Consider the following 13,162-nt stretch of genomic DNA (forward strand, 5'->3'; position numbering starts at 1 on the left):
ATGACCACCTCTGCTAACCAGTACGTCGAGGCTCTGCGGTCGTCACTGAAGGAGATCGACCGGCTGCGGAAGCAGAACCAGCAGCTGATCGCGGCAGCGGTGGAACCGATCGCGATCGTGGGCATCGGGTGCCGGTACCCCGGCGGGGTGGCCTCGCCGGAGGACCTCTGGCAGGTCGTCGCGGAAGGCAGGGACGTGATCGGCGGATTCCCCGCCGATCGCGGCTGGGACGTCTCGGACCTGAACTCCGCCACCATCGAAGGTGGCTTCCTCGAAGACCCGGCGTCGTTCGACGCCGGGTTCTTCGGCATCTCGCCCCGTGAAGCCGTCGTCATGGACCCCCAGCAGCGCCTGCTCCTGGAAACCTCCTGGGAGGCGCTCGAACGGGCCGGGGTGAACGCGCAGTCGTTGCGCGGCACCCGGACCGGCGTGTTCATGGGCACGACCTCGCAGGACTACGCCGACCTGCTCTCGCGCTCCGGCGAGGACGTCGGCCTCTACGCCACGACCGCGTTCGCCGCCTCGGTCCTGTCCGGCCGCATCTCCTACCTGCTCGGGCTGGAAGGCCCCGCCGTCACCGTCGACACCGCGTGCTCGTCTTCTTTGGTCGCCCTGCACCTCGCTTCGTCCGCTTTGCGCGCCGGTGAGTGCGACCTGGCCCTGGCCGGTGGTGTCGCGGTCATGACGACCCCCGCCGGGTTCGCCGCCTTCACCTCGCAGGGCGGGCTCGCCGGAAACGGGCGCTGCAAGGCGTTCTCCGACGACGCGGACGGCACCGGCTGGTCCGAAGGCGTCGGCGTGCTGGTCCTCAAGAGGCTGTCCGACGCGCAACGCGCCGGCGACAAGATCCTCGCCGTGGTCCGCGGCTCCGCCGTCAACCAGGACGGCGCCTCGAACGGCCTGACCGCGCCGAACGGCCCATCGCAGCAGCGCGTCATCCGCCAGGCCTTGGAGAACGGCGGCCTCGCACCGTCCGATGTGGACGCTGTGGAAGCACACGGCACCGGCACGACCCTGGGTGACCCGATCGAGGCGCAGGCGATCCTCTCGGTGTACGGACAGGATCGCACCGAGCCCCTGTACCTCGGGTCGGTCAAGTCCAACATCGGCCACCCCCAGGGGGCGGCCGGTGTCGCGGGCGTGATCAAGGTCGTCATGGCGCTGCAGAACGGCTTGCTGCCCAAGACGCTGCACCTCGGCACGCCCTCCACCCAGGTCGACTGGACGAAGGGCAACATCTCGCTGCTGCAGGACGCCCGGCCGTGGCCGTCGGTGGATCGCCCGTTGCGTGCTGGTGTGTCCGCGTTCGGTGTCTCGGGCACGAACGCGCACGTGATCCTCGAGCAGGCGCCGGCTCTTGTCGTTGATGCCGCTTCTGAGGTTTCTGTGCCTGCTGTGGTGCCGTGGGTTTTGTCCGGCCGGACGCCGGCTGCCCTGGATTCGCAGCGTTCTCGCCTGCAGTCGGTCGTGGATGCCCTGTCGCCGCTCGACATCGGGTTCACCCTGGCGGTCGCCCGTGCGTCGTTCGAGCAGCGGGCCGTCGTTCTGCCGGACGGCACCGAGCTCGCTCGCGGGGTTGCTGCCGAGGAGAACACGCTCGCGTTCCTGTTCTCCGGTCAGGGATCGCAGCGGCTCGGGATGGGCCGCGAGCTGCACGCTCGGTTCCCGGTCTTCGCTTCGGCCTTCGACGAGGCGCTCGCGCACCTCGACCCGACTTTGCGTTCGGTCATGTGGGGTGAGGACCCCGCTGCTCTGGAACAGACCCGGTACACGCAGCCCGCGCTGTTCGCCTTTGAAGTGGCGATGTTCCGGCTGCTGGAGTCGTTCGGTGTGGTGCCGGAGCAGGTGGCCGGCCACTCGATCGGTGAGATCGCGGCCGCGCACGTCGCCGGTGTCCTGTCGCTGGAGGACGCCTGCACGCTCGTGACCGCGCGGGCGTCGTTGATGCAGGCGCTGCCCGCCGGTGGCGTGATGATCGCCCTGCAGGCCACCGAGGACGAGGTGCTGCCCCACCTCACCGCGGGCGTGTCGATCGCCGCCATCAACGGGCCTGCTGCGCTGGTCATCGCCGGTGTCGAGGAGGAGGCTCGTAGGATCGTTGAACAATTCAACGATCGCAAGTCCAAGCAGCTGCAGGTCAGCCACGCCTTCCACTCGCCGCTGATGGAGCCGATGCTGGAGGACTTCCGCGCGGCGATCTCCGGCATTTCGTTCAACAATCCAACGATCCCATTGGTGACTCGTGGGATCGTTCAACAATCCGACAAGGGGATTGTTCAACGATCTGAGTACTGGGTGGAGCACGTCCGTGACGCCGTGCGCTTCCACGACACCGTGGTCGCGATGGGCGACAAGACGTTCGTCGAGGTCGGCCCGGACGGCGTGCTGGCCGCGATGGTCGACGGCGCGGTGCCCACCTCCCGCAAGGACCGCGGCGAGGAACTGGCGTTCGTGACCGCCCTCGCGCGGCTGCACGTCGCGGGCGTCGCCGTCGACTGGGAGCGGCTGTTCGAGGGCTCCGGCGCGGTTCGCGTCGACCTGCCGACGTACGCGTTCCAGCGCCAGCGTTTCTGGCCGCGGCCGAAGACGCAGTCCGGTGACGTGCGCGGCGCGGGCCTCGGCTCGGTCGGGCACCCGCTGCTGGGCGCCGCGGTCGAGCTGGCGGGTTCCGCCGGGCACCTGTTCACGTCGCGGCTCTCGCTCACGACCCACCCGTGGCTCGCCGATCACGTGGTGATGGGCCGGGTGCTGTTCGCGGGCACAGCTTTCCTGGAGCTCGCAGTCAGGGCCGCGGACGAGGTGGGCTGCGATCGCGTCGAAGAACTGACGCTTGCCGCGCCTCTGGTGCTGACGCCGGATACCGCCGCACAGGTGCAGGTTTCCGTTGGTGCCGTGGACTCCGAGGGACGCCGCTCGGTCGCGATCTTCTCGCGGGCCGAGGGAGCTGTTGACGCGCCCTGGCTCCAGCACGCTTCCGGTGTGCTCGGATCGGGCGCCTCGGCCGTGTCGTTCGACGCTGCGGTGTGGCCGCCCGCCGGCGCCGAGGCGGTCGACATCGCCGGGTCGTACGAGCGCTTCACCGACATGGGCTTTGACTACGGGCCGGTTTTCCAGGGCCTGCAAGCGGTCTGGCGCGGCGGCGACGGCATCGTCTACGCCGAGGTCGCACTCCCTGAAGGTGTCGACGGTGGCGCGTTCGGGTTGCACCCGGCGCTGCTGGACGCCGGTATGCACGCCGCCGGGTTCGGTGACCTCGGCTCGATCAGCCGCGGCGGGCTGCCGTTCTCCTGGCAGGGCGTCTCCCTGCACGCTTCGGGCGCGTCCGCGGTGCGGGTGCGACTGGCGCGCGGCGAGGACGGCTCGATGGAGATCGCGGTCGCCGACGCGACCGGTGCACCCGTTGCGTCCGTTGAGGCTCTGCAGACGCGGCCGGTGCCCGTCGATGAGCTGGGTTCCGGTGTCGAGCGGGATTCGTTGTTCCGCGTCGAGTGGGCGCCGGTCGAGTTGCCGGTCGGATTCGCCGAGCAGACCGTGGCGGTCCTCGGGCCGGACGTGCTGTCGCTCGCCGCCGGTCCGGTCGTCGACTCGCTGACGGACGCCGATCTGACGCTGGTTCCCTTGGTGGGCACCGATGTGCGCGAGACGTGCGCGCGAGTGCTGTCGCTGATCCAGGAAGCGCTTCCTGGATCCGGGCGGCTCGCGTTCGTGACGCGGGGCGCGGTGGACGGCGACGACCTCGCCGCCGCCGCGGCGCGTGGTCTGGTGCGGTCGGCGCAGTCCGAGCACCCCGGCCGCTTCGTCCTGGTGGATCTGGACCTGTCCGAGGCGTCGGCCGGTGCGGTGCTGCACGCGTTGACGACCGACGAGCCGGTGCTGGCGATCCGCGACGGCGTCGTGCTGGCGGCACGGCTGGCCCGCGCGGCTTTGCCGTCCACACAGCCGTCGTGGTCCGGTCGTGTGCTGATCACGGGCGGCACCGGTGGTCTCGGCCAGCTGGTCGCCCGTCATCTGGTTGAGGCGCACGGTGTTCGTGAGCTGCTGCTGGTCTCGCGCAGCGGTTCCGCGGACGTGTCGGCACTGCGGGAGCTGGGCGCCGACGTAATCGTGGAGGCGTGTGACGTCTCCGATCGCGCGGCGCTGGAATCGTTGCTGTCGAGGCATTCCGTCGGTGGGGTCGTGCACACGGCCGCCGTGCTGGACGACGGTGTGGTCGAGTCGCTGACTCCGGAGCGGATCGACACGGTACTGCGTCCCAAGGCCGACGCGGCGCTGCACCTGCATGCCCTGCTGCCTGACGTGCCGTTCGTGCTGTTCTCCTCGGCGGCGGGCACGTTCGGTGGCGCGGGCCAGGCGAACTACGCCGCAGCCAACGCTTTCCTCGACGCCCTGGCGCGCGTGCGCCGTGCGTCCGGTCAGCACGCCGTCGCGCTGGCGTGGGGCGCGTGGGAGCAGACCTCGGGCATGACCGCCGCGATGTCGGACGCCGACATGCAGCGCATCGCCCGCTCGGGCATGCCGCCGTTGACGGTCGCCGAGGGGCTTGCCCTCTTCGACGCCGGCGCCGCCGGCTCGGACGCTTTCCTGCTGCCACTTCGGCTGGATCTTCCGGCACTGCGCGCCCAGGGCGCGCCGCCGCCGTTGCTCCGCGGCCTGATCAAGACCCCGAAGCGCCGCGCCGCCGCCCAGTCCGTTGCGGCGGAAGGACTTGTCGCCGACCTGGCGCGGCTGACCCCGGACGCGCGCCTGGAGGCGTTGCTGAACCTGGTCAGCGCGGAGGTCGCCGCCGTGCTCGGCCACGGCAGCGCGTCCGAAGTGGACCGTACGCGGACGTTCCAGGGACTCGGTTTCGACTCGCTGACCGCCGTCGAACTGCGCAACCGCCTGACCGCCTCCACCGGTATCCGCCTGCCCGCGACCCTGATCTTCGACTACCCGACGGCCGGCGCCCTAGCCTCCTACCTGCTGGATGAACTGTTCGGCGCGGACGTCATCGTGCCGGAGGTGGTGACCGGTGCGGTATCCGATGATCCGATCGTGATCGTCGGCATGGCCTGCCAGTACCCCGGCGGCGTCGCATCGCCGGAAGACCTGTGGCGCCTGGTGTTCGAGGAGCGCGACGGCGTCACGGGCTTCCCGGCGAACCGCGGCTGGGACCTGGACTCGCTGTACGACCCGGACCCGGATGTCGCGGGCAGGACCCACGTCATGCAGGGTGGATTCCTGCACGACGCCCCGTCGTTCGACCCGGACTTCTTCGGCATGTCCCCGCGCGAAGCACTCGCCACGGACGTGCAGCACAGACTGCTGCTGCAGACCGCGTGGGAGGCCTTCGAGCGTGCGGGCATCGACCCCGCTTCCGTGCGTGGCTCCAAGACCGGCGTGTTCGCCGGCGTGATGTCCAACGACTATTCGACTCTGGTGTCTGACGACATCTTCGAGGGCTACCAAGGCACCGGCACCGCCCAGAGCGTGCTGTCCGGCCGTGTCGCCTACACGTTCGGCCTCGAAGGCCCTGCGGTCACTGTCGACACGGCGTGTTCTTCTTCTTTGGTGGCGCTGCATCTCGCTGCTTCCGCGCTGCGCAACGGCGAGTGCACGCTGGCCCTGGCCGGTGGCGTCACCGTCATGTCGACGCCGGGATCCTTCGTCGCCTTCTCCAAGCAGCGCGGTCTGGCGATGGACGGCCGCTGCAAGTCCTTCGCCGACGCCGCCGACGGCACTGGCTGGGGCGAGGGCGTCGGCCTGCTCGTGCTGGAACGTCAGTCGGACGCGGTGCGCAACGGCCACACGATCTTGGCCGTCGTGCGCGGCTCCGCGGTGAACCAGGACGGCGCCTCCAACGGCCTCACCGCCCCCAACGGCCCGTCGCAGCAGCGCGTGATCCGTTCCGCTCTCGCCTCCGCCGGTCTGGCGGTTTCCGATGTCGACGTCGTCGAGGCTCACGGCACCGGTACGACACTGGGCGACCCGATCGAGGCCCAGGCGCTTTTGGCGGTGTACGGCCAGGATCGGCCCGCGCCTCTGCTCCTCGGCTCGATCAAGTCGAACATCGGCCACACCCAGGCTGCCGCCGGTGTCGCCGGGATCATCAAGATGGTGCACGCGATGCACCACGGCGTCGTGCCCGCCACGCTGCACGTCGACCAGCCGTCCACGCACATCGACTGGACCGCGGGCGACGTCTCGCTGGTGACCACGGCGACTTCGTGGCCCTCCGTGTCCCGTCCACGCCGCGCCGGTGTCTCGTCGTTCGGTGTCTCGGGCACGAACGCCCACGTGATCTTGGAAGCGCCCTCGAGTGAACGGTCCACTCACGACACGACGACTCCAGAATTGTCAGACCCCCGTGGGACGATTGGAGTGGGGACCTCGGTCTCCCCCCGGGGCCCCCAGTCGGGATCGATTCCGCTGGTCGTGTCGGCGAAGTCGGCCGGGTCGCTGGCCGCGCAGATCGAGCGGATCAAGAGCTGGCCGGGGAACGCGGCGGACGTCGCGTTCTCGTTGCTGACCACACGGTCGCAGTTCGACCACCGGGCTGTGGTGCTCGATGGTGAGGTGCTGGCCTCCGGTGTGGCCAGGGCCGGGGAGCTGGCGTTCCTGTTCAGCGGGCAGGGGTCGCAGCGCGTCGGTATGGGGCGCGAGCTGTACGAGGCGTTCCCGGTGTTCGCCGAAGCGCTCGACGCGGTGCTCGTGCACCTCGATCCCGCCGTGCGCGAGGTCATGTGGGGCGACGATCAGGAGCAGCTGAACCAGACCGGGTACACGCAGCCGGCGCTGTTCGCGTTCCAGGTCGCGCTGTACCGGCTATTCGAATTCTACGGCGTGAAGCCCGGCCACATCGCGGGCCACTCGATCGGTGAGATCGCCGCCGCGCACGTCGCCGGTGTGCTGAGCCTGGAGGACGCCTGCCAGCTGGTCACGGCGCGTGCCTCGCTCATGCAGGCGCTGCCGGTCGGTGGCGCCATGGTGTCCGTTGTCGCGTCCGAGAAGAAGGTGCGTGAGCACCTGACCGACGGTGTGTCCATCGCGGTGGTGAACGGGCCTCGGTCCGTGGTGATCGCCGGCGTTGAAGAAGAAGTCGAAGCCATCGCGCAGAAGTGGAAGAACAAGCGGCTGAAGGTCAGCCACGCGTTCCACTCGCCGTTGATGGAGCCGATGCTCGAGGACTTCCGTGAGGCGATCGCGGACATCCAGTTCCACGAGCCGGTCATTCCGATCAGTGCGTCTGGTGATGTCACCACCGTCGACTACTGGGTCGGCCACGTGCGCGACACCGTGCGCTTCCACGACAACGTTACGCGGTTGGGTGACGTGAAGTTCCTGGAGATCGGACCGGACGGCGTGCTGTCCGCGATGGTCGACGGCTGCGTGCCCGCGGTGCGGCGCAACGTTGACGAGATCAAGTCGATGTTGACTGCGCTGAGCCGAATCAATGTTGACGGCGTCAACGTTGACTGGAGCAAGTTCAGTCAGCACGGCAAGAAGGTCGAGCTGCCGACGTACGCGTTCGACCAGCAGCGGTTCTGGCCCGAGGTGTCCACCCGATCGGACGTCCGGTCGGCCGGACTGGGCGCGGTGGAGCACCCGCTGCTCGGCGCCGCCGTCGAGCTCGCCGGGGGAGAGGGCCTGCTGTTCACGAGCAGGCTGTCGTTGCGCACGCATCCGTGGCTGCGGGACCACTCGCTGCACGGCAAGGTGCTCGTGCCCGGCGCGGCGCTCGTCGAGCTGGCGCTGCGAGCGGCGGATGAGGCCGGCCTCGACCGCGTCGACGAGCTCACCATCGCGGCGCCGCTCGTGCTGCCCGAGTCCGGCGCCGTGCAGGTGCAGATCCGGGTCGGGGACGGCGAGCGTCGGTCGGTCGCGATTCACAGCCGTCCCGAGGACAGCGACCTGCCGTGGACCGAGCACGCCACCGGTTTCCTGGTGAACGGCGCCGTGAGCAACGACTTCGATGCGACGGTGTGGCCGCCCGCCGGTGCCGAGGCCGTGCAGGTCGAGGGTGCCTACGAGCGGTTCGCGGAGCTCGGGTTCGACTACGGGCACGCGTTCCAAGGACTGCGTGCCGCGTGGAAGCTCGGCGACCAGGTGTTCGCCGAGGTCGCGTTGCCCGATGACGTCGCGGCCGCCGGCTTCGGCATCCACCCGGCGCTGCTGGACGCGGCGCTGCACGCGGTGGCGTTCGCCGACCAGCGGACCGAGGGCGCGGTGCCGTTCTCGTGGGAAAGCGTTGCGCTGCACGCGGTCGGCGCCACGTCGCTGCGGGTGCGCCTGACGACGACCGGCGACAGTTCTATGGAGATCGCCGTCGCCGACACGACCGGCGCGCCGGTGGCGACGGTCGGGTCGCTCGTGACGCGAGCCGTGACGGCGCAGCAGCTCAACGCCGCCCAGGACGCGTTGTTCGGGGCGGACTGGGTGCCGATCACGCTCACCGAAGCTGTTCCCGCGGCCCACGTCGTGGAACACGTGACCACAGAAGGTTCTCCCGTCGAGGGTGCGCACACGGTGACGGCGGCCGTCCTCGCGAAGATCCAGGGATGGGTCGCGGCCGAACGCGCGGAGAAGCTCGTTTTCGTCACCCGGCAAGGGGATCTGGGCGCTTCGGCGGTGTGGGGCCTGGTGCGGTCCGCGCAGTCCGAGCATCCCGGCCGGTTCGCGTTGATCGAGACCGACGGCGACGTGCCGGACGCGGCGCTCGTGAGCGCCGAGCCGCAGCTGCGGGTTCGCGGCGGTGAGGTGTTCGTGCCGCGCATCGTCCGCATTGCCGCCGGTGACAGCGTTGTGCTGGAAGGACCCGTCCTGATCACCGGTGGCACCGGTGGTCTCGGGCAGGTCATCGCGCGGCATCTCGTTGCCGCGCACGGCATCCGCGACCTGGTGCTGGTCAGCAGGCGTGGTGAGACACCGGACTGGGTGGCGGAGCTGGACGCTTCGGTCACCGTCGCAGCGTGTGACGTCGCTGATCGGCACGCCGTCGCGAACCTCTTTGCGAGCCACCAGATCCGGTCCGTCGTGCACACCGCCGGTGTGCTGGACGACGGCGTGATCGAGTCACTCACGCCTGAGCGCCTCTCGGCGGTGCTGCGACCCAAGGTGGACGCCGCGTGGAACCTGCACGAGCTTGCTGGCGACGTCTCGGCGTTCGTCGTCTACTCCTCTGGTGCGGGCATCTTCGGCTCGTCCGGCCAGGGCAACTACGCCGCCGGCAACACGTTCCTCGACGCGCTGATCGAGCACCGGCGGGCACAGGGCCTGCCGGGCGTTTCGCTGGCGTGGGGCGCGTGGGCGGAGGCGGGCATGCTGTCCGGCGCCGACGCCGAGCGTCTCGCCAAGTCGGGCATGCCGCCGATCACGCCCGCGGAAGGCGTTGAACTCTTCGACGCCGCACTGTCTTCCGGCGCCGCGCTGGTGCTGCCGTTGCGGCTCGACCTGCCGGTGTTCCGTGCGCGCGGCGAGGTTCCGGCGGTGCTGCAGGGCCTCGTGAAGGTGCGGGCACGCCGCACCGCGACCTCGGGCACGTCGGCTTCGCTGGTGCAGAAGCTGTCCGGCCTCGACGACGCCGGTCGCCTGGAGGCGCTGCTCGACCTGGTGCGCGCCGAGGTTGGCGCGGTGCTCGGGCACAGCGGCGGCGAGACGATCGACCCGTCACGCGCGTTCCAGTCACTGGGCTTCGACTCGCTGACCGCGGTCGAGCTGCGCAACCGCCTCGGCGAGGTCACCGGGCTGCGGCTGCCCGCGACGCTCACGTTCGACTACCCGACCGCCGCGGTGCTCGCAGGGTTCTTGAAGGACGAACTGTTCGGCGCCGAGTCGCCGGTCTCCTCACTGCCTGCGCTCGTGTCCACTTCGGATGATCCGATCGTCATCGTCGGCATGTCCTGCCGCTACCCCGGAGGCGTGTCGTCGCCGGAGGACCTGTGGCGACTGGTCGCCGACGGCGTCGACGCGATCACCGAGTTCCCGACGAACCGCGGCTGGGACACCGACGGCATCTACCACCCCGACCCCGACCACGCGGGCACGACCTACTCGATCTCGGGCGGTTTCCTGCACGACGCGGGGGAGTTCGACCCGGCGTTCTTCGGCATGTCCCCGCGTGAAGCCCTGGCCACGGACTCCCAGCAGCGCCTGCTGCTGGAGACCACCTGGGAGGCGCTGGAGCGTTCCGGGATCGACCCGGCCTCCCTGCGCGGCAGTGCGACCGGCGTCTTCACCGGTGTCATGTACAACGACTACGCGTCCATTCTGGACGGTGGCGAGTTCGAGGGGCACCAGGGCCAGGGCAGTGCGGGCAGCATCGCCTCGGGCCGCGTGTCCTACGCGTTCGGCTTCGAAGGCCCGGCCGTCACGATCGACACGGCCTGCTCTTCTTCTCTGGTGGCCCTCCACCTGGCCTCGCAGGCGCTCCGCTCCGGTGAGTGCTCGCTGGCGGTCGCCGGTGGTGTGACCGTGATGTCGACGCCCACCACCTACGTCGAGTTCTCCCGCCAGCGCGGCCTCTCCGTCGACGGGCGTTGCAAGGCGTTCTCCGACGACGCGGACGGCACCGGCTGGGGTGAGGGTGTCGGTCTGCTGGTGCTGGAGCGTCAATCGGATGCTCTGCGGAATGGCCACACCGTGCTGGCGGTCGTGCGCGGCTCGGCCGTCAACCAGGACGGTGCCTCCAACGGCCTGACCGCTCCGAACGGCCCCTCGCAGCAGCGCGTGATCCGCGCGGCGTTGGCGTCGGCCGGACTGTCACCCGCCGATGTCGACGCCGTCGAAGCACACGGCACGGCCACGAAGCTCGGCGACCCGATCGAGGCCCAGGCCCTGCTCGCGGTCTACGGCCAGGACCGTTCCGAGCCGCTCTACCTCGGCTCCATCAAGTCGAACATCGGCCACACGCAGGCCGCCGCGGGTGTCGCCGGCGTCATCAAGATGGTCCAGGCGCTGCAGCACGGAGTGCTGCCGCAGACCCTGCACGTCGGCACGCCGACCACGCAGGTCGACTGGGAGTCCGGTGCCGTCGAGGTGCTGACGTCTCCCCGCACGTGGCCTTCGACGGACCGTGCTCGCCGCGCCGGCATCTCCTCGTTCGGCGTCTCGGGCACCAACGCGCACGTCATCATCGAGGCTCCGGCCGGTCAGGAATTGTCGGACCTGCCTGAGATGATTGGGATGGGGGGTATCTCCCCCCAGGGGGCCGGCCAATCGGGATCGATTCCGCTGGTCGTGTCGGCCAAATCGGCCGGGGCGCTGGCCGGGCAGGTCGAGCGGATCAAGGCACTGGTCGACAGCGGTGTGTCCGCTGTGGACGTCGGGTTCTCGCTGGCGACCACGCGTTCCCGCTTCGAGCACCGGGCCGTTGTGCTCGACGGTGAAGTTGTCGCTGAAGGGGTCGCGGCTGGGAAGCCGTTGGCGTTCCTGTTCTCCGGGCAGGGTGCGCAGCGGATCGGGGCCGGGCGCGAGCTGTACGAGGCGTTCCCGGTGTTCGCGGAGGCACTCGACGCCGCGCTGGTCAACCTCGACCCGGCGTTGCGCGAGGTCATGTGGGGTGACGACCAGGAGCTGCTGAACCAGACCGGGTATGCGCAGCCGGCGTTGTTCGCGGTCGAGGTGGCGCTGTACCGGCTGCTGGAGTCGTTCGGGGTGAAGCCGGACCGTCTGGTCGGGCACTCGATCGGTGAGATCGCGGCCGCGCACGTTGCGGGTGTGTTCAGCCTTGAAGACGCGTGTTTGTTGGTGACGGCGCGTGCGGCGCTCATGCAGGCGTTGCCGGCTGGTGGCGCGATGGTGTCGGTCATCGCGTCCGAAGAAGAGGTGCTGCCGCATCTGACCGCTGGCGTGTCGATCGCTGCCATCAACGGGCCGCGCACGGTCGTGATAGCTGGTGTCGAAGAAGAAGTCGAAGCCATCGCGCAAAAGTGGAAGAACAAGCGGCTCAAGGTCAGCCATGCGTTCCACTCGCCGCTGATGGAGCCGATGCTCGACGACTTCCGCGAGGCGATCAGCGGCATCACGTTCGGCGAGCCGCTTGTCCCGATGTCGACCTCCGGCGATGTCGCCACCGTCGACTACTGGGTCGGCCACGTCCGGGACGCGGTGCGGTTCCACGAGAACGTCACGCGACTGGGTGACGTCACGCTGCTGGAGGTCGGTCCCGACGCGCAGTTGAGCGCGATGGTGGACGGCTCGACGGCGGTGCTGAGGCGTGACCGCGGTGAAGTCGCGTCAATGTTGACTGCACTCAGTCAAGTACATGTTGACGGAATCAACATTGATTTGACGCCGCTGTACACAGGCGGCCGGAAGGTTGATCTGCCCACCTACGCGTTCGAGCACCAGATGTTCTGGCCGAAGGCGGTGCGTAAGGCCGGAGACGTCGGCGCACTCGGCCTCACGCGGGTCGAGCACCCGTTGCTCGGTGCGGCGGTCGACGTCGCTGGAGCGGACGGGGTGCTGTTCACGAGCCGGTTGTCGCTGAGCTCGCACCCGTGGCTCGTGGACCACACGGTGTTCGGCCAGGTGCTGCTGCCGGGCACCGCGTTCCTGGAGATCGCGCTGCGGGCCGGCGACGAGGTCGGACTCGACACCGTCGACGAGCTGACGCTGGCCGCGCCGCTCGTGCTGCCTGAGCAGGGCGCCGTGAGGGTTCAGGTCGCGGTGGGTGCTGAGGACAACGGACGTCGCACGGTCGAGGTGTTCTCACGGCCGGACGGCGCGGATGTGCCGTGGACGCAGCACGCGACCGGCTTCCTGGCGAGCGGCATCGATGCGCCTGCTTTTGATGCGACGGTGTGGCCTCCTGCCGGGGCCGAGGTCGTCGAGATCGACGGCGCGTACGAGCGGTTCGCGGAGAACGGGTTCGAGTACGGGCCGGTGTTCCAGGGGCTGCGGGCCGTGTGGCGCCGGGACGGCGAGGTGTTCGCCGAGGTCGCGCTGTCCGAGGGAGTCGACGGGGCGGCGTTCGGGCTGCACCCGGCGTTGCTCGACGCGACGTTGCACGCCGGCGGCTTCTTCGGCGAGGTCGAGGCGGGGCTGCCGTTCTCGTGGGAGAACGTGTCGTTGCACGCCACCGGCGCTTCGGCGGTCCGGGTCAGGCTGCAGCGCAACGGCGACGCGTGGGTGATCGCGGTCGCCGACGCGGCGGGTGCACCGGTGGCCACGATCGGTTCGCTGG

At 69.8% G+C, this 13,162-nt stretch carries 1 protein-coding gene (only partly in view); it reads left to right on the forward strand.

The genetic code is table 11. The features are described from left to right. A protein-coding gene (locus tag ACIA8G_RS28270; RefSeq protein ID WP_396421698.1) for an SDR family NAD(P)-dependent oxidoreductase crosses the window boundary here: on the forward strand, positions 1 to 13,162 show its start. 16,640 nt of this gene lie beyond the right edge of the window; 13,162 of the gene's 29,802 nt are visible here — the first part of the coding sequence; its start codon is at positions 1 to 3; its stop codon lies off the right edge, out of view.

Origin of the sequence: Lentzea sp. NPDC051213, from assembly GCF_044455585.1 — a bacterium.
Classification (GTDB): domain Bacteria; phylum Actinomycetota; class Actinomycetes; order Mycobacteriales; family Pseudonocardiaceae; genus Lentzea.